17 protein-coding genes are annotated in these 18,528 nt (G+C 61.5%); 9 read left to right on the plus strand and 8 right to left on the minus strand.

Features of this window, described 5'->3' with window-relative positions:
• Positions 1-52: 52 nt before the first annotated feature.
• Complete coding sequence (gene deoD / locus ACJ8KE_RS15195; RefSeq protein ID WP_004933059.1) at positions 53-784, plus strand: purine-nucleoside phosphorylase; 732 nt, start codon at positions 53-55, stop codon at positions 782-784.
• Positions 785-953: 169 nt separating this feature from the next.
• Here deoD and ACJ8KE_RS15200 read toward each other — a convergent pair whose 3' ends face one another.
• The gene (locus ACJ8KE_RS15200) at positions 954-1,637 is read right to left on the minus strand and encodes a YtjB family periplasmic protein (RefSeq protein ID WP_004933054.1); all 684 of its coding nucleotides are present in this window, start codon (positions 1,635-1,637) and stop codon (positions 954-956) included.
• Between the two features lie 110 nt (positions 1,638-1,747).
• On the opposite strand from ACJ8KE_RS15200, the gene serB reads away from it, so the two are divergent.
• The 4 genes from serB (at position 1,748) to ACJ8KE_RS15220 (ending at position 7,030) form a co-directional block, all read left to right on the plus strand.
• Entirely contained in the window at positions 1,748-2,725 is a 978-nt protein-coding gene (gene serB / locus ACJ8KE_RS15205) for a phosphoserine phosphatase (RefSeq protein WP_016929162.1), read from the plus strand.
• 19 nt (positions 2,726-2,744) lie between these two features.
• Positions 2,745-4,130, plus strand: coding sequence for a DNA repair protein RadA (gene radA / locus ACJ8KE_RS15210; protein WP_028127870.1), 1,386 nt, complete (start codon positions 2,745-2,747; stop codon positions 4,128-4,130).
• Between the two features lie 58 nt (positions 4,131-4,188).
• Positions 4,189-5,463 carry a multifunctional transcriptional regulator/nicotinamide-nucleotide adenylyltransferase/ribosylnicotinamide kinase NadR gene (gene nadR / locus ACJ8KE_RS15215; protein ID WP_016929160.1) on the plus strand — a complete coding sequence of 425 codons (1,275 nt, stop codon included), beginning with the start codon at positions 4,189-4,191 and terminating at the stop codon, positions 5,461-5,463.
• 133 nt (positions 5,464-5,596) lie between these two features.
• Positions 5,597-7,030: a glycosyltransferase family 39 protein gene (locus ACJ8KE_RS15220; RefSeq protein WP_049300119.1), complete on the plus strand. Its 1,434-nt coding sequence runs from the start codon at positions 5,597-5,599 to the stop codon at positions 7,028-7,030.
• Positions 7,031-7,061: 31 nt separating this feature from the next.
• Here the strand turns inward: ACJ8KE_RS15220 and ACJ8KE_RS15225 are convergent, their stop codons facing one another.
• Complete coding sequence (locus tag ACJ8KE_RS15225) at positions 7,062-8,063, minus strand: zinc-binding alcohol dehydrogenase family protein (RefSeq protein ID WP_397609377.1); 1,002 nt, start codon at positions 8,061-8,063, stop codon at positions 7,062-7,064.
• A 97-nt stretch (positions 8,064-8,160) separates the two neighbouring features.
• On the opposite strand from ACJ8KE_RS15225, the gene ACJ8KE_RS15230 reads away from it, so the two are divergent.
• On the plus strand, positions 8,161-9,072 hold the full coding sequence (locus tag ACJ8KE_RS15230) for a LysR family transcriptional regulator (protein WP_016929157.1): 912 nt from the start codon (positions 8,161-8,163) through the stop codon (positions 9,070-9,072).
• A gap of 31 nt (positions 9,073-9,103) precedes the next feature.
• Here the strand turns inward: ACJ8KE_RS15230 and ettA are convergent, their stop codons facing one another.
• The 4 genes from ettA to ACJ8KE_RS15250 form a co-directional block, all read right to left on the minus strand.
• The gene (gene ettA / locus ACJ8KE_RS15235) at positions 9,104-10,771 is read right to left on the minus strand and encodes an energy-dependent translational throttle protein EttA (protein ID WP_025159620.1); all 1,668 of its coding nucleotides are present in this window, start codon (positions 10,769-10,771) and stop codon (positions 9,104-9,106) included.
• 142 nt (positions 10,772-10,913) lie between these two features.
• On the minus strand, positions 10,914-11,411 hold the full coding sequence (locus ACJ8KE_RS15240) for an OmpA family protein (RefSeq protein ID WP_016929155.1): 498 nt from the start codon (positions 11,409-11,411) through the stop codon (positions 10,914-10,916).
• 38 nt (positions 11,412-11,449) lie between these two features.
• Positions 11,450-12,697, minus strand: coding sequence for a diguanylate cyclase domain-containing protein (locus ACJ8KE_RS15245; RefSeq protein ID WP_016929154.1), 1,248 nt, complete (start codon positions 12,695-12,697; stop codon positions 11,450-11,452).
• Positions 12,694-13,305, minus strand: a complete 612-nt coding sequence (locus ACJ8KE_RS15250; protein ID WP_438285063.1) for a YfiR family protein — start codon at positions 13,303-13,305, stop codon at positions 12,694-12,696. Before ACJ8KE_RS15250 ends, ACJ8KE_RS15245 begins: the two co-directional genes overlap by 4 nt.
• A gap of 633 nt (positions 13,306-13,938) precedes the next feature.
• On the opposite strand from ACJ8KE_RS15250, the gene sltY reads away from it, so the two are divergent.
• Positions 13,939-15,867: a murein transglycosylase gene (gene sltY, locus ACJ8KE_RS15255; RefSeq protein WP_016929153.1), complete on the plus strand. Its 1,929-nt coding sequence runs from the start codon at positions 13,939-13,941 to the stop codon at positions 15,865-15,867.
• Between the two features lie 54 nt (positions 15,868-15,921).
• A complete protein-coding gene (trpR, locus tag ACJ8KE_RS15260; protein WP_016929152.1) occupies positions 15,922-16,251 on the plus strand; it encodes a trp operon repressor in 330 nt (109 codons plus the stop codon).
• 11 nt (positions 16,252-16,262) lie between these two features.
• Here the strand turns inward: trpR and yjjX are convergent, their stop codons facing one another.
• Positions 16,263-16,781, minus strand: coding sequence for an inosine/xanthosine triphosphatase (gene yjjX, locus ACJ8KE_RS15265; RefSeq protein WP_004933015.1), 519 nt, complete (start codon positions 16,779-16,781; stop codon positions 16,263-16,265).
• Between the two features lie 101 nt (positions 16,782-16,882).
• Between yjjX and gpmB the strand changes: the two genes are divergently transcribed.
• On the plus strand, positions 16,883-17,530 hold the full coding sequence (gpmB, locus tag ACJ8KE_RS15270) for a 2,3-diphosphoglycerate-dependent phosphoglycerate mutase GpmB (protein ID WP_079451082.1): 648 nt from the start codon (positions 16,883-16,885) through the stop codon (positions 17,528-17,530).
• Here the strand turns inward: gpmB and robA are convergent.
• Positions 17,527-18,396 carry an MDR efflux pump AcrAB transcriptional activator RobA gene (gene robA, locus ACJ8KE_RS15275; protein ID WP_033641224.1) on the minus strand — a complete coding sequence of 290 codons (870 nt, stop codon included), beginning with the start codon at positions 18,394-18,396 and terminating at the stop codon, positions 17,527-17,529. The two genes, gpmB and robA, sit on opposite strands and share 4 nt — an antisense overlap.
• Positions 18,397-18,528: the final 132 nt, after the last annotated feature.

Consider the following 18,528-nt stretch of genomic DNA (forward strand, 5'->3'; position numbering starts at 1 on the left):
GGCTTGGATGTTTGACGTTTTTATTAAATAAGATTTCTAAAGGAAGAAAATTATGGCTACGCCGCACATTAATGCTGAGATGGGTGATTTCGCTGACGTAGTACTGATGCCGGGCGACCCGCTGCGCGCAAAATACATCGCCGAAACCTTCCTGGAAGGCGCGGTGGAAGTGAACAACGTGCGCGGCATGTTGGGCTTCACCGGCACCTACAAAGGCCGCCGCATCTCCGTAATGGGCCACGGCATGGGCATCCCGTCCTGCTCCATCTATGCGCGCGAGCTGATTGCCGAATTCGGCGTGAAGAAGATCATTCGCGTGGGTTCCTGCGGCGCGGTGCGTGACGATATCAAACTGCGTGACGTGGTGATCGGCATGGGCGCGTGCACCGACTCCAAGGTGAACCGTCTGCGCTTCAAGGATAACGACTACGCGGCGATCGCCGACTTCGACATGGTGCGCAACGCGGTCGACGCGGCGGCGGCGCAGGGCATCCCGGCGCGCGTGGGCAACATCTTCTCTGCCGATCTGTTCTACACCCCGGATCCGGACATGTTCCAGGTGATGAAGAAGTACGGCATCCTGGGCGTGGAAATGGAAGCGGCCGGCATCTACGGCGTGGCGGCGGAGCTGTACGAAGAGTTCGGCTGTAAGGCGCTGACCATCTGCACCGTGTCCGACCACATCCTGCGTCACGAAGCGACCACGGCGGCGGAACGCCAGACCACCTTTAACGAAATGATCGTTATCGCGCTGGAATCCGTGCTGCTGGGCGACAAAGCGTAATACCGCGGCGGGCGTCGTCATGGCGCCCGCCCGTCAATCTATTCATTCCGCACGGTCGTTTTTGGCTAACGCTTTACCTTTCAATTGATTATGGGTGCAGCCGTTACGGGCAATCTATTCACTGAAAGGACAATAAAACGGCGAGAACGCATTCAACGCCTGGCCTGAGTTATTCCTTCTTCGGCGCTTCCTGCTTTGTTTCCGGCGCATCCTCTTCGTCGTCTTCCACCGTATTGCCTTCTTCCAGTGGCGTGTTGGCGGTCAACAGGTACGGCGACTGCTGCCAGCGGCTGCGGCGGTGTTGCAGCAGGGTACGCGCCAGAATGATGCCGATCGCCAGCGCCAGCAGGATCATCAGGCGCAGCAGGTTGGTGGTGTTGTCCACCTGCTTGGATTCGGTCGCCAGCACGTGGGTGTCGAGGGTGATGCGGATAAAGCCGATCGGGCCGTCTTTGCCCTGAATGGATTCGACCAACTGGTGGTTGAAGTAGCTGCCGGCGCGTTTGCCGTCGAGCGACAGGCGATCGCGTATACTTATCTGTTCCCCGGCGTGGGAGACCAGCGTGCCGTCAAGCTGATACACGCTGACGTCGAGAATGCGGCTGTGATCGGTGAGCTGCTTGAGGATGGCGTCGATGCGCGGGTTGTTGCCGTCGTCGTCCAGCAGCGGCGCCAGGCTGTAGGCGACCTGTTTGGTCAGCGTCTGCGCCAACTCTTCCACCTGCTCGGATCGCGCCATTTGGTGACTCAGGCTAAAATAAGAGGCGCCCTGCATCAGCAGCACCAGCAAAGCCAGGCAAATCAGGATAATAGCGGTGCGGTGCAGGCGAAATTTCAGTTTAGCGCGAGCCATGCAGGTTCCTTGGGCATCGGGGACACTTTATGTTGCCAGAACCGCTGGCGATAGGATAGCTTGATGCGTCGTTTTATCATGCAGCGTTTTTGTCCATTCAGGAGTCAATGATGTCAAACAGTCTGACCTATTGCGATCTTCCGGCGGAGATCTCTCAATGGCCGGGTCTTCCCCTTTCGCTCAGCGGCGACGAAGTGATGCCGCTGGACTACCGGGCGGGCAATACCGGGTGGCTGTTATACGGCAGAAAGCTGGACAAGGCGCGCATTACGCAATTCCAACGCAAGCTGGGCGCGGCGATGGTGATCGTCACCGCCTGGGGCGTGGACGACTATCAGGTCGTGCGCCTGGCGGGCACCTTGACGCCGCGCGCCAAGCTGCTGGCGGCGGAGAGCGGGCTGGACGTGGCGCCGCTCGGCAAGATCCCGCACTTGCGCACGCCGGGGCTGCTGGTGATGGATATGGATTCGACGGCGATCGAGATCGAATGCATTGATGAGATCGCCAAGCTGGCGGGCGTCGGCGAACAGGTGGCGGAAGTCACCGAACGCGCGATGCGCGGCGAGCTGGACTTTACCGCCAGCCTGCGCCAGCGCGTCGGCACGCTGAAAGGGGCCGACGCCAACATCCTCAAGCAGGTGCGCGACGAGCTGCCGCTGATGCCGGGGCTGACCAGCCTGGTGGGCAAGCTGCAGGCGATGGGTTGGCATGTGGCGATCGCCTCCGGCGGTTTCACCTACTACGCCGAATACCTGCGCAACCGGCTGCGGCTGGTGGCGGCGGCGGCCAACGAGCTGGAGATCCGCGACGGCAAGCTGACCGGCGAAGTGCTGGGGCCGGTGGTGGACGCGCAGTTCAAAGCCGATACGCTGCTGCGGCTGGCGGAGAAGCTGGAGATCCCGCTGGCGCAGACCGTGGCCATCGGCGACGGCGCCAACGATTTGAAAATGATGCAGGCGGCGGGGTTGGGCATCGCCTACCACGCCAAGCCGAAAGTGTATGAAAAAGCGCAGGTGGCGATCCGGCATGCGGATCTGATGGGCGTACTGTGTATTCTCACCGGCAGCCTGAAACACGAAGTGCGATAACGAAAGATTGAGGTAAGACGTGGCAAAAGCGGCAAAACGGGCATTTGTGTGCAATGAGTGCGGGGCGGACTATCCGCGTTGGCAGGGGCAGTGTAGCGCCTGTCAGGCCTGGAACACCATCACGGAAGTGCGTTTGGCCGCGTCGCCCGCAGCGGCGCGCAACGATCGCCTCAGCGGCTATGCCGGCGACGCCGGCGTCAGCAAGGTGCAGAAGCTGTCGGAAATCAGCCTTGAGGCGCTGCCGCGCTTCACCACCGGCTTTCTCGAGTTCGATCGCGTGCTGGGCGGCGGCGTGGTGCCCGGCAGCGCGATTCTGATCGGCGGCAACCCCGGCGCCGGCAAGAGCACCCTGTTGCTGCAGGTGCTGTGCAAACTGTCCGAACAGATGAAAACCCTGTACGTCACCGGCGAGGAATCGCTGCAGCAGGTGGCGATGCGCGCCCACCGTCTGGGGCTGCCGACCGGCGGCCTGAACATGCTGTCGGAAACCAGCATCGAGCAGATCTGCCTGATCGCTGAGCAGGAACAGCCGAAGCTGATGGTGATCGACTCGATTCAGGTGATGCACATGGCGGACATTCAGTCTTCGCCGGGCAGCGTGGCGCAGGTGCGGGAAACCGCCGCCTACCTGACGCGCTTCGCCAAGACGCGCGGCGTGGCGATCGTGATGGTCGGCCACGTCACCAAAGACGGCTCGCTGGCCGGGCCGAAAGTGCTGGAACATTGCATCGACTGTTCGGTGCTGCTGGACGGTGACGCCGATTCCCGCTTCCGCACCCTGCGCAGCCACAAGAACCGCTTCGGCGCGGTCAACGAGCTGGGGGTGTTCGCCATGACCGAACAGGGGCTGCGCGAAGTCAGCAACCCGTCGGCGATCTTCCTTAGCCGCGGCGATGAAGTCACTTCCGGCAGCTCGGTGATGGTGGTGTGGGAAGGCACCCGGCCGCTGCTGGTGGAGATCCAGGCGCTGGTGGATCACTCGATGATGTCCAACCCGCGCCGCGTGGCGGTGGGCCTGGAGCAGAACCGGTTGGCGATCCTGCTGGCGGTGCTGCACCGGCACGGCGGGCTGCAGATGTCGGATCAGGACGTGTTCGTCAACGTGGTTGGCGGGGTGAAGGTCAGCGAGACCAGCGCCGACCTGGCGCTGCTGATGTCGCTGGTCTCAAGCCTGCGCGATCGGCCGCTGCCGAACGATCTGGTGGTGTTCGGCGAAGTGGGGCTGGCGGGGGAGATCCGCCCGGTGCCGAGCGGCCAGGAGCGCATCTCCGAAGCGGCCAAGCACGGCTTCAAGCGCGCCATCGTGCCGCACGGCAATATGCCGAAAAAGCCGCCGGCCAACATGCAGGTGTTCGGGGTCAAGAAGCTGGCGGACGCGCTGGACGTGCTGGAAGGGTTTTATTAATGTCGCCGACGGCGAGCAAGATATGCTATTTTGTTTAGCATATTAAACGGAGGTGGCCATGCCGCAATTTGATTACCTGAAGACGTCCATCAAGCAAAAGGGCTGCACGCTGCAGCAGGTGGCGGATGCCAGCGGCATGACCAAGGGCTATCTGAGCCAGCTGTTGAACGACAAAATCAAAAGCCCGAGCGCGCAAAAACTTGAGGCGCTGCACCGTTTTCTCGGGCTGGAGTTCCCGCGCAAAGAGGTTAAAGTCGGCGTGGTGTTTGGTAAATTTTACCCGCTGCATACCGGCCACATCTATCTGATCCAGCGCGCCTGCAGCCAGGTGGACGAGTTGCACGTTATTTTGTGCCACGACGAACCTCGCGACCGCGAGCTGTTCGAGAACAGTTCAATGTCGCAACAGCCGACGGTCAGCGATCGCCTGCGCTGGCTGCTGCAGACCTTCAAGTACCAGAAAAACATCCATATCCACTCGTTCGACGAGCAGGGCATCGAACCCTATCCGCACGGCTGGAACGTGTGGAGCGACGGCATGAAGGCCTTTATGGAACAGAAGGGCATCGTGCCGAGCTTCATTTATTCCAGCGAAGCGCAAGATGCGCCGCGCTACCGCGAGCATCTGGGCATCGAAACCATTTTGGTCGATCCCGAGCGTTCGTTCATGAACATCAGCGGCAATCAGATCCGCCAGGATCCATTCCGCTATTGGGATTACATCCCGACCGAGGTGAAGCCGTTCTTCGTGCGCACCGTGGCGATCCTCGGCGGCGAGTCGAGCGGCAAATCGACGCTGGTCAACAAGCTGGCCAACATCTTCAACACCACCAGCGCCTGGGAATATGGCCGCGATTACGTGTTCTCGCACCTGGGCGGCGACGAGATGGCGCTGCAATACTCCGACTACGACAAAATTGCCCTCGGGCAGGCGCAATACGTGGATTTCGCGGTCAAGTACGCCAACAAGGTGGCGTTTATCGATACCGATTTCGTCACCACCCAGGCGTTTTGCAAAAAGTACGAGGGGCGTGAACACCCCTTCGTGCAGGCGCTGATCGACGAATACCGTTTCGATCTGGTGATTCTGCTGGAAAACAACACGCCGTGGGTGGCGGATGGCCTGCGCAGCCTCGGCAGCACCGCCGATCGTCTGGCGTTCCAGCGCCTGCTGGAGGAAATGCTGCGCGCCAACGACATCGAGTATGTGCACGTTGAGTCCAGCGATTACGAAGAGCGTTTTCTGCGCTGCGTCGAGCTGGTGCAACAGTTGCTGGCGGCGGACGCCGGCCGGTTGGCGAACGCGCCCGCCCAGCATCACGCCGCAGGCTGAGAAAATTAGCGGAATGTGCGGTCGCGGCGGCAGAAACGGCCGCCCGGGCGCATATTTAACGGCTTGTTTAAACATGGTTCATTCGACAGCGACTACGGTAAGATTTTCTTTACAATAACGCTCAGAAGAAGACATGTCTTATCGCTTGCTCGCTCTTTGGTTGGTCTGCTATGCCGCAGCCTGGACGCTGCTGACTGTTCATCTCGATCCTACCCTGCCTTACGACGCCGTCGAGGCGCTCAACTGGGGCCTCAACGGCGAGTGGGGCTCACCGAAAAACCCGTGGCTGGTCGGGGCGGCGATGCAGCCGGCGATCGGGTTCTCGTGGCTGCCGCTGAACCTGTACTGGTATGGCGGGCACTTCATCGCCATCGCCATCGGCATGCTGGGCGTCTGGCTGTTGGCGCGCCGGCTGAGCGGCAGCACCTCGCTGGCCTGGATGGCGCTGTTGACGCTCAACCTGTCCGGCATCATCAATTTCGACATCATTCCCTACAACGACAATTACCTGTTGGTGATGCTGTGGCCGTGGATGGCGCTGTTTTTCCACCTGGCTATTTCGCGTTCGGCCAACTGGTGGCCGGCCTTCGCGTTGGCCGCCGGGCTGGCGATGATGGCGAAGTACTCGACCTTCGCCTTTGTCTATTTCGCTGCGCTGTCGACGCTGTTCGTGCCGCAGATCCGCCGCTGCTATCGCCAGCCGCAGTTCTATCTGGCGGTGGCGATCTGGTTGGCGCTGGTGCTGCCGAACGTGTTCTGGTTGTGGAACCACGACTTTGCCGCCTTCAAGTGGGTGGATTCGCAGATCAAGATGCAGCTCAACCTCGATATGCTGCAGTCGCTGCTGCTGGTGTTCTATCCGTCGCTGGTGCTGTGGGGGATCCTGCGGCGCAGCGGGGCGGTGCTGGCCTGGCCACCGGCGTTGCCGATGCGGGTGTTGCTGTGGGTCTATCTGTTGCCGCTCGGCATCATTACCTTCTGGTTCTCTTTCAACGTCGGCGGCCGGCTGACCGAATGGCTGCAGCCTTTCTTCATGCTGGCGCCCGCGCTGCTGGTCGGTTGCGTGCGCCAGCCGCCGGTGCGTTCGCTGCGCGCGGCAACCATTGGGCTGATGTGTGCGGCGCTGGCGGTCTATCTGGGGTATGCCGCGGTGATGCTGGGCAACGTGCGCAACGCCGGTCAGAAAATGGTGGGTATCAAGGCGTTCAGCGCCGGGGTGGAGCGGCAGTGGCAAGAGCGGTATGGCGTTGAACTGCGCTACGTCGGCGGCGAATACCTGTCGCAGTGGATGACGGTGTACGCCGGTTCCCGGCCGCGGACCATTACGCGTTGGTCCAATCATGCGCGGCCGAATATCTACAACGTCAACATCAGCTATCCGCAGATTGCGCAGCACGGCGTCGCCCTGTTCGGGCGGTTGGGTGAAGACTGCGCGCACAGCGACTTTGGCGGTGAGTTGGCCCACTGGCCGAAGATGCGCCTCGATTGGCAGCAGACGCTGACCTTCCGCGCCGATCCGCAGAGCGACGAGCAGATGCTGTGCGTCGGCTTCGTTCGTCCGCAGTAACGGCGGCGCGCTGCGCCGCCGCGATTCAGGCTCAGTAAGCGATGACCAGCTTGCCTTGCATATGGCCGCCGAGCAGCTGTTGATGCGCGGCGGTCAGCGTGTCTACCGACAGCCCGTGCAGGGTTTCGCTCAGCGTGGTGCTCAGCTTGCCCTCGTCCAGCAGCTGCGCCACCTGCTGCAGGATCTTGCCCTGCTGCGCGATATCCGGGGTGGTGAACATGCTGCGGGTGAACATGAACTCCCAGTGCAGCGCGGCGCTTTTCAGCTTCAGCGCGTTTTGATCCAACGGCTGCGCGTTCTCGACGATGGTGCAGATATGGCCGAGCGGCGCGATCAGTTCGGCCATCGCCGGCCAGTGGCCGTCGGTATCGTTCAGACACAGGATGTAATCCACCTGCTCGATGCCGTGCTGCGCCAGGTTGCCCTTCAGATCGCGGTAGTCCACCACCAGATCGGCGCCGCGCTCACGGCACCAGGCGGCGGATTCAGGTCTTGATGCGGTGGCGATCACTTTCACCTTGCTGCGCAATGCGGCCAGCGGAATGGCCAGCGAGCCGACCCCGCCGGCGCCGCCGATGATCAGCAGCGTCTTGTGCTCCGGCGCGTCCTGAATGTTCAGGTGTTCGAACAGCGCCTCCCAGGCGGTGAGGGCGGTGAGCGGCATGGCGGCGGACTCGGCCCAGTTCAGGCTGCGCGGTTTGTGCGCGGCGATGCGTGAGTCGATCAGTTGGTGACTGCTGTTGCTGCCGGGGCGGGTGATGTCGCCGGCGTACCACACTTCATCGCCGGGCTTGAAGCCGCTGACGCTGCTGCCCACGCCCACCACGATGCCGCTGGCGTCCCAGCCGAGGACGCGCGGCTGCTGCAGGCCGCTTTTCTGCAGGCCGGCGTGCACTTTGGTGTCCACCGGGTTGACCGACGCCGCTTTCACTTCCACCAGCAGATCGTACTGGCCGGGAACCGGCATCTCCGGTGAGATTTCGATGAAACCGGCGGGGTTCTGCGGGTCTACGGCAATGGCTTTTATCGACATGATTGTACTCCTTTCAAATGATGCCCCCAGTGTAGACCCGCGGCAGTGGGGTGATAAGATGGACAATATCTAACGGAGTGTTCGTTTAAGGTGAACAATGGAATTCAAACAGCTGCAGGATATGGCGCTGTTCGCGCTGGTGGCGGAGTGCGGCAGCTTTACCGCCGCCGCGCAGCGCGTGGGGTTGCCGAAATCCAGCGTCAGCCAGCGCATCAGCCAGCTTGAGCAGACGCTGGGGCTGCGCTTGCTCAATCGCACCACGCGCCAGCTGAACCTGACCTTCGCCGGCGAGCGTTATCTGGAGCATTGTCAGGCGATGATGTCCGCTGCCGAACGCGCCGATCTGGCGTTGCAGCGGCTGCGCGATAACCCGAGCGGGCGCCTGCGCATCTCGACGCCGGCCGGGCTGGGGGCGACCCTGGTGGCGCGGCTGGCGGCGGATTTTCAGCGCCAGTACCCGGACGTTTCGCTGGAGGTGTCGGTGTCCGACGCCATGGTGGATCTGGTGCAGGAAGGTTACGACGCCGCGCTGCGCACCGGCAAGCCGCAGGATTCTTCGCTGATCGGCCGACGCCTCGGGTACGCGCCGCGCTATCTGCTGGCGGCGCCGTCCTACCTGGCGCAGCACCCGCCGATCGAACATCCGCAGCAACTGCAGCAGCATCGTTGCATCGCCCACCGCGCCTGGACGGCCTGGAACCTGCGCTGCGGCGATGACTACTACCGTTGGCAGCTGCCGCTGGCGCACACCACCGACAACCTGCTGTATGCGCGCGAATGCGCCATCGCCGGTGCCGGCATCACGTTGCTGCCGGCGTTTCTCAGCCGCGAGGTGGTGGCGCAGAAGCTGTTGGTGGAGGTGTTGCCGGCGTGGCGTGCGGAAGGGAACGAGCTGTATCTGGTCTACCCGAGCCGCAAGCTGAACTCCCCGGCGCTGGCTTGTTTCATCGATGTGGTGCTGCAGCACCCGGCGTTCGACGATTACGCGCGCGAGTTGGCGCGGGGGTAAAAAAAAGGCGCCGCATGCGGCGCCTTGGGTATTACTTGGCGATCTTTTTGTACTTGATGCGGTGCGGCTCGAGCGCATCGGCGCCCAGCGTGCGCTTCTTGTACTCTTCGTACTCGGTGAAGTTGCCTTCGAAGAATTCCACCTTGCCCTCGTCCTGGTAGTCCAGGATGTGGGTGGCGATACGGTCGAGGAACCAACGGTCGTGCGAGATCACCATGGCGCAGCCAGGGAATTCCAGCAGGGCGTTTTCCAGCGCGCGCAGGGTTTCGATATCCAGGTCGTTGGTCGGTTCATCGAGCAGCAGCACGTTGCCGCCAACCTGCAGCAGCTTGGCCAGGTGCAGACGGCCACGCTCACCGCCGGACAGCTCGCCCACGCGTTTGCCCTGATCGACGCCCTTGAAGTTGAAGCGCCCGACATAGGCGCGGCTCGGCATCTCGGTGTTGCCGATGCGCATGATGTCCTGCCCGCCGGAGACTTCTTCCCACACGGTTTTCGAACCGTCCATGCTGTCGCGGAACTGATCGACGGAAGCGAGTTTGACGGTGTCGCCCAGCACGATGCTGCCGGAATCAGGCTGCTCCTGACCGGACATCATGCGGAACAGCGTGGATTTACCCGCGCCGTTCGGGCCGATGATGCCGACAATCGCGCCTTTCGGCACCGAGAACGACAGGTCGTCGATCAGCAGGCGGTCGCCATAAGACTTGCGCAGGTTGCTGACTTCGACCACTTTATCGCCCAGGCGCGCGCCAGGTGGAATGAACAGTTCGTTGGTTTCGTTACGTTTCTGGTATTCGGTGTTGTTCAGCTCTTCAAAGCGGGCCAGGCGGGCCTTGCCTTTGGACTGACGGCCTTTGGCGCCCTGACGCACCCACTCCAGCTCTTTCTCGATCGACTTGCGACGAGCGGCTTCGGCGGACGCTTCCTGCGCCAGACGCGCGTCTTTCTGCTCCAGCCAGGACGAGTAGTTGCCTTCCCACGGAATGCCTTCGCCGCGGTCGAGTTCGAGGATCCAGCCGGCCACGTTATCCAGGAAGTAACGGTCGTGGGTGATCGCCACCACGGTGCCTTCAAAGTCGTGCAGGAAGCGTTCCAGCCAGGCCACGGACTCGGCGTCCAGGTGGTTGGTCGGTTCGTCCAGCAGCAGCATGTCCGGCTTTTCCAGCAGCAGGCGGCACAGCGCGACGCGGCGGCGTTCACCCCCGGACAGGTGGGCGATTTTGGCGTCCCAGTCCGGCAGGCGCAGCGCATCGGCGGCGCGTTCCAACTGGGCGTTGAGGTTGTGACCGTCGTGCGCCTGAATGATCTCTTCCAGGCGGCCCTGTTCGGCGGCCAGCTTGTCGAAGTCTGCGCCTTCTTCCGCGTACAGCGCGTACACTTCGTCCAGGCGCTTCAGCGCGCCGACCACTTCCGCCAGCGCTTCTTCCACCGATTCACGCACGGTGTGTTCGAGGTTAAGCTGCGGCTCCTGCGGCAGGTAACCGATCTTGATGCCCGGCTGCGGGCGCGCTTCCCCTTCGATATCGGTATCGATGCCGGCCATGATGCGCAGCAGGGTGGACTTACCGGCGCCGTTCAGGCCCAGCACGCCGATTTTTGCCCCAGGGAAGAAGCTCAGGGAGATGTTTTTCAAAATATGACGCTTCGGCGGTACCACCTTGCCGACGCGGTGCATGGTATAGACGTATTGAGCCACGTTGCTCTAAGCCTCTCTATATCAGTATTTATAGGATGTCTGGCGGCATGAGTGTAGCCCGTTTCGATCTCGGATCCCAGACATCGCTCAGCGATCGCCAAGTATAACCGTTTATGCGCCGATAAAGGCGCATATTGGTGGCTTATGGCGTGACGACGATCGCGACGCGGCGGTTTTCCGCGCGGCCGCTGGAGGTGCGGTTATCGGCAACGGGATCGCGCTTGCCCATGCCGCGGGTTTCGATATTGGCGCGCGGAATGCCGACGCTGGCCAGCAGATCGGCCACCGCATCGGCGCGGCGCAGGGAAAGCTGATCGTTATAGCTGTCTTCACCGTAGTTGTCGGTATGGCCGTCCAGGCGGAACTTGGTGATGCCGACGCTCAGCAGCGCACGGCCCATCTTCTGCACCGTCTCGGTGCTTTCCGGGTTCAGCTTGCCGATGTTGTTGCCGAACAGCACCTTATCCGACAGGCCGAACTCCCAGCCGTTATCGGTCAGTTTGAAGCCCTGCGATTGCAGCAGCGCAACCTGCTCGGGCGTCAGGCCCTGCGGTTTGCTCTGGCAGCCGGCGAGCGCCAGCAGGGCGACGAACGCCATCGCCAGCAGTGAAAAACGACCTTTAAACAGTTGCTGTATCATAGTCAAAATCCCTAGTTCAAGTGTTATAGCCGGGGCTCTTATTTATGTATAGCCAGCCGCCAGCCTCCGTTATAACGATGCTTTGCCTGATACATCGCATCGTCAGCTTCGTGCAAAAGACCCTGAGGCGTCGACGCGTGATCAGGGTACAGCGCAATACCGATACTCAGAGAGGTGATGACCGCCTCGTCGTTCGGCAAAATGACCGGTTGCGTCATGCAGTCGATGATGTTGTCAGCGATCTGCAAGACATCTTCCGTGCCGTGTACCGGCGCCAACAGCACGGCGAATTCATCCCCTCCCAGGCGGGCGACCAGATCGGTCTCGCGCAACTGCGCGCGAATGCGCCCGGCAATGGTGGTCAGCACCGCATCGCCTGCGGCGTGGCCGTAACTGTCGTTCACCTCCTTGAAGCGATCGCCGTCGATAAACAGCACCGCCAATTTCGCCGGCGGTTCGATATCGCCCAGCGCCCGGCTCAGCCGCCCTTCGAAGAAGGCGCGGTTCGGCAAGCCGGTCAGGCTGTCGTGCGTCGCCCGGTGAGCCAGCGAGTCGTTTTCCTGCTTCAGATGGGCCTGCCAGGCCTCCAGCTCGTCGAGCAAGCCGTTGAAATCGTTGCTGAGCTCATGCAGCTCGGCGATAGGCGCCGACGGCACCCGCAGGCCGAAAGTGCGATCGCGGCGCACTGCATGTGCCACGTTGGCGATGTCGTCAAGCGAACTGACGATGCCGACCAGCATGCGGCGCGACAACACCAGGGCGCACAGGGTGCTGAGCACCAGGCAGGCGATCATGCCGACCATGCCGCGCAACAGGAAACGCAGCAGGCTGCCGCCGTTGCCGCTCAGCCAGACCTGGCCGACCTGTTTGCCCTCGTGGGTGATAGGCAGAATGACCGGTTCGGGCAGCGCCCAGTGCGCGACGATCTGCTCTAGGCCGTGCAGCGGCCCATCGGTAGGATGGCGCCAGTTGGCCAGCATCTTGCCGTTGTTGTCGAGGATCCGCGCGTCCGACACCTCTTCATTGGAGGATATCAGCATCAGCGCTTCGCGCGCGGCGGTGCGGTCTTCAAACACCACGGCGGCCTCGACGGTATAGCTGATGGAGCGCGCGATCAGGTGCAGGTTGTGATTGGCATAGGCGCGCAGCGCAAACAGCGCCACCAGCGTCAAAAAGATGCCGGCGGTGCCGACGGCGATCAGCGCCAGCCCAAGATGCACACGCTGCAGCACTCGGCCCAGCGTCGGGCGCGCATTGCCGGAGCGGTTTCTACGCAACAGCCTCATAGCGGCGGCGCCTGTTTGCGTGCCAGCTGCAGCACGTTGGGGTGAACGCGCACGCCGCTGCGCGCCAGAGCATCCAGGTTGACCTTGAAGCTGGCCTGGTCCCCATCAATCTGCAGGCAAAATGCGCTGCCGGCGGAGCATTCGCTATCGTTCTCGCTGATGCTGAGAATGGAGTTGCCGGAAATGCGCTGCATGAAATTTTGTCTCTGCGCGGCGGTGATGTTCCCTAAGTAGATGACATCACAGCCGGTACTCAGCGTTGGGCTGTCGAACGGCACGCGCTCGGCTTTAATCGGACGCGGCGCGCTCAGCAGGATCGGATCGAACAGCCCTTCGGCATACTGGGTGGGTGCGGTCACGCACAAGCGGATCGGATTGGGTTCACGCGACCAGCGTGCGTAGCTGATGATGCCTACCACCACGGTCGTCACGGCGTGCGTGCGCTTTTGATAGGGATCAGCGGCGGCGTGCGTAGGCTCGGACAACGTCAGCAGCACCAACAAAACGATCAGCAGCAGGCGGCCGATATTCAGGCGTGCGTCAAGGAAGCCCGGTTCGGGGCTTTTTGCGCAACGCATCGCTATCGCGGTCTTATTCACCATCTTCACCCGCCATTCCGGCCTGATCCACCGCCCGCAGGCCGTGGCCTGACAAGGAAAAATCCGGCCCGCTTGAAGGGACAATCGTTTTGCTGAAAGCTGTCAGTCGCACTGCCTAATGAACACTATCTAACCCATAATTGGCGCGGATTGTATTATAAGATGTCTTCGTTGGGCGCTTTATGTGCTGTTTTCTCGGAATTATCTTACTTATTTTTGATAGTATAAAAATGCCCACCCGGGTTTGCCACCGCTTTTCTGCAAAGTTGGCGCGTTTAGCCTGCTGTCAGGCGATTTGCGCAACGGCGGCGTCATGTCGAAAATGCAATAATGTGTTGGCTAATAATTAAAAAGTATTTTACTTCTCCAATAAGTGCCGGGGCAGCTAATAAAAATCCGGTGGCTGGAAATATCCCGCCGGCCTGATTTGTCAGCCAAAGTAAACGTTTTTTACCTGGCCCCCGTCATGGCGATACACTTCTTCTTCTACAGTATTGAATGGATAAGCGATTGCGCTGTCTATGGTAGATATCCGCGTCCGGGCCGTGCGCCCGGCTTTATTTTGTCCCGCGGCGCCGTGGTGCGGCGGTCACCGGGGAGCTGGGCGGCTCCTGCGGTACAACCAGTGAGGAAAGAGCGAGGATGGTCAAGGTGGACAAGCGACGGCTGTTGGCAATGGGCCTGTGTCTGACGGCGTTTTCAGGCGCGGCGCTGGCGGATTCTCTGGATGCGCAACGTCAGCGTTACCAGCAGATCAAACAGGCGTGGGACGGCAATCAAATGGACGTGGTGGCGCAGCTGATGCCGACGCTGCGCGATTACCCGCTTTATCCTTACCTGGAATACCGCGAGCTGACACAGGATCTGAGCCAGGCGGGGTTCTCCGAGGTGAACGACTTTATCAAACGCCACCCGACGCTGCCGCCGGCGAAATCACTGGTGCCGCGCTTCGTCAATGAACTGGCGCGGCGCGAAGACTGGCGCACCCTGTTGGCCTTCAGCGCGCAGCCGCCCAAACCGGTGGCTGCGCGCTGCAACTATTACTACGCCAAATGGGCTACCGGTGACCAGCAGGCGGCCTGGAGCGGCGCCGATGAACTGTGGCTGAACGGCAAAACGTTGCCGAGCGCCTGCGATCGTCTGTTCAGCGTCTGGCGCGGCGCAGGCAAGCAAACGCCGCTGGATATTCTGGCGCGCATGAAGCTGGCGTTGAAAGAGGGTAACAGTTCGCTGGTCAGCAACCTTTACGGCCAGTTGCCGGCCGACTATCAAACCATGGGCAACGCCCTGGTGCGCTTGCAAAACGATCCGACCACCGTGGAAGCCTTCGCCCGCAGCGTGGGGCCGACTGACTTTACCCGTGCCGCCACCGGCATCGCCTTTGAACGCCTGGCGCGGCAGGATGTGGAAAACGCGCGGGCGATGATCCCGACGCTCGCGCGGTTGCAGAAAATGAGCGACGACGAACGGCTGGGGTTGGAAGAGGCGGTGGCCTGGCGCCTGATGGGCAGCGACGCTACCTACGAGCAGGCGCAGTGGCGCGATCAGGTGATTCTGCGCAGCCGTTCGCCTTCGCTGTTGGAGCGCCGAGTACGCATGGCGTTGGGCAACGGCGATCGGCAGGGCGTCGCGACCTGGCTGGCCCGCCTGCCGGAAGAGTCGCGCAACAAGGATGAGTGGCGCTACTGGCGCGCCAGTCAACTGATGGACGAAGGCAAACGCGCCGAAGGCGAGGAGATGTTGCGTAACCTGATGACCGAACGCGGCTTCTATCCGATGGTCGCGGCGCAGAAGCTGAACGCCACTTATCCGGTGATGGTGGCGGTGGCGGCCAAGCCGCGCACGTCGCTGGTCGACGGGCCGGAGGTCGCCCGGGTGCGTGAGCTGATGTACTGGAATATGGACAACCTGGCCCGCAGCGAGTGGGGCTCGTATGTCGCCAGCCGCAGCCGGCCGGAACAAGAAGCGCTCGCGCGCTACGCCTTTGAGCAAAAATGGGCCGATCTGAGCGTGCAGGCGACCATCGTCGGCAAGCTGTGGGATCATCTGGAGGAGCGTTTCCCGGTCGCCTGGCCGCAGGAGTTCCGCCGCGCGACCGATGACAAGGGGATCACCACCAGCTACGCGATGGCGATCGCGCGTCAGGAGAGCGCCTGGAATCCGAAAGCGCAGTCGCCGGTTGGCGCTACCGGCCTGATGCAGGTGATGCCGCGCACCGCGCAGCATACGGTGCAGATGTACAATATTCCCGGCTATGTCGGCCCGAGCCAACTGTTCGATCCGCAGACCAATATCACCATCGGCACCAGCTATCTGGAGTCGGTCTATCAGCAGTTTGGCCGCAACCGCATTCTGTCGAGCGCCGCCTATAATGCCGGCCCGTCGCGGGTGAATACCTGGCTGGGCAACAGCGCGGGGCGGATCGATCCGGTGGCATTCATCGAAAGCATTCCGTTCTCTGAAACCCGCGGCTACGTCAAGAACGTGCTGGCTTATGATGCATTTTACCGTTATCTGACGCACCGGCCGGCCAAGGTGCTGACCGACGCCGAGTGGCAGAGACGTTATTGATTTTGACGGCCCTATGGTATGCTGCTGTACTAGTTAAATAGTATGGTGGCTGCCATGACGCAATTATCGTTAAACGACCCCGCTCTTTCAGAACAAGGCAATGAGGATTGGCTGCGCTTCGTCGCGCTGCTGCAGAATTCCTTTGCGCAAGAACTGCATCAACCGCTGCTGCAGCTGATGTTGACGCCGGACGAGCGCACCGCGCTGGGCACCCGGGTGCGGATCATTCAGGAACTGATGCGCGGCGAGATGAGCCAGCGCGAGTTAAAAAATGAACTGGGCGCGGGGATCGCCACCATCACCCGCGGATCGAACAGCCTGAAAGCGGCTTCACCCGCGCTGAAACAGTGGCTTGAGCAGCAGCTGTTGCACGACGCGCCCTAGCAGACTCAGCGTTATTGCTGATAGATGGCGTTGTGGAACGGCACCAGCGCCAGCAGGAGCGCCTGGTGGTAAACGCTGGTGCGGCTCAGCCGGCCGTCGGTGAAGACGCCGATGGCGCCGCCCTGACGTTTCACCTCGGCGTTGCCGGTGATCGCCGCCATTTCGCTGCCCAATTCGCGACCGGCGCGAATACCTTGTAAGATGACCTCCGGCAGCATCAGGCTCGCCGAGCGGGATTCGCCACGGATGTGCGGGTTCTCGATGGTCATCCAGGCGAAGGTCATATTCTCTTCAATCCCGGCTTCCACGCCGACCCAAAAATCGGCCTCGGGCCTGACCTGGCGCGCTTCCATGACGCGTTGACGCGAACCGGTGCGGGTTTCGTGGTTGCCTATCGGCTGCAGCGAGACGCCGCTGGCGACGTCAACGGATTCAATGCGGTATTGGCCCGCGCCAAAGACGTCATCGAAGGCGAGTTGAATAGCCTTGATCTTTGCCGGGTTGGTAGTTGCAGCGACAACATGGTACATAACGGGTTTGATATCCTTCTGGCCGATACGCCGGGCAGCGGCAAAAGCGCCACCGGGCCGGGGATAAATGCAAATTTCACGCAGTATAACGGAAAACAAAAATGTTACAGGTATACCTCGTTCGCCATGGCGAAACGGAATGGAACGCGGCTCGCCGTATCCAGGGTCAGTCCGACAGCCCGTTAACCGCCATGGGGGAACACCAGGCCCATCTGGTCGCCAGGCGCGTCAGCAAAGAAGGCATTACGCACATCATTACCAGCGATCTGGGGCGCACGCGGCGCACCGCGCAGATCATCGCCGACGCCTGTGGCTGCGAAGTGATTAGCGATCCGCGTTTGCGTGAGCTGCACATGGGGGTTCTGGAAGAACGCCTGATCGACAGTTTGACGCCGCAGGAAGAGCAGTGGCGCAAACAGATGGTCGATGGTACTCCTGACGGCCGTATCCCTCAAGGCGAATCCATGGAGGAGCTGGGCGAGCGCATGCGCGCCGCGCTGGAGAGTTGCCTGATGCTGCCTGAAGGCAGCAAGCCGCTGCTCGTCAGTCATGGCATCGCGTTGGGGTGTTTGATCAGTACGGTGCTGGGGCTGCCGGCCTATGCGGAACGCCGTCTGCGCTTGCGCAACTGCTCACTGTCGCGCGTCGATCACCAGCAGAGCCCTTGGCTGGCTTCCGGCTGGATCGTGGAAACGGCGGGCGATGTCACGCATTTGGACATGCCCGCGTTGGACGAACTGCAGCGTTAACGCCGAATCGGGATCAGGTAATCGCACTTGATCTCGATAGGCGCCTGATGCGGACGGCGCTCGCCTTTCGGATAGAAGCGCTCGATGTCGTGCCCTTTGCGGCGCGTCAGCTGGAGCGCCGGCAGGCAGGTGCCGTAGACCGTCAGAATAAAGTCTTGCAGTCCCTCGGTGGGCCCTTCGTAGCTGAACATCGCAAACTCACCGCCCGGCAACACCAGCGGCTGGCCTTCCTGTACCTTGTCAGGCACCTGATCCGGCTCCAGCGCCGTGGTGTACAGCACTTCCTGTTCGTCGTCCTTCTCCTGGCTCGGTCGCGAGTGGTGCAGCCCGTACAGCACCGGCGGCAGGGTTTCGACGTCACCGAGGAACTGACGCCAGAACTGTGAGCGCAGTTCGGTGCGCACGGTGGTGATCTGTTCCAGCGTACAGGAGTAGCTTTGGGTCAGGCCGACCAGGTGCTTGTCCGGCAGCGAGACGAATTCCGGCTGCGGCAGGGTGAAGGCTCCCAGACGGATCGGCGGACAGATGCCGAATGCGTTCCAGTCTTCGGCGCGGCGGTACAGCGCCGGCGTTTGCGCAAACTGTTTTTTGAAGGCGCGGGTGAAGGTCTGCTGCGAGTCGAAGCGATATTGCAGGGCGATATCCAAAATCGGCCGGCTGGTCAAACGCAGCGCGACGGCGGCTTTGGACAGCCTCCTTGCCCGGATGTAAGCACCGATGGCGTTACCGGTAATATCTTTGAACATCCGTTGCAGATGCCATTTGGAGTAGCCTGCCTTGGCCGCCACGTTATCCAGCGACAAGGGTTGGTCCAAATGGCTTTCCAGCCAGCTAAGCAGATCACGAATGATACCGGCTTGATCCATAGATCTTCCTCGTAAAGCTTGGGGGTAGGAACCCGAACTGTTGATTCGTCACGCTGGTGCTGCGCTATCAGACCGATCCATGAGCCATTATGCGTTGCACTCTTTGCCTCTGCTGCGCATGCCGCGCCAGAG

Origin of the sequence: Serratia sp. CY56464, from assembly GCF_052168435.1 — a bacterium.
GTDB lineage: Bacteria > Pseudomonadota > Gammaproteobacteria > Enterobacterales > Enterobacteriaceae > Serratia > Serratia marcescens.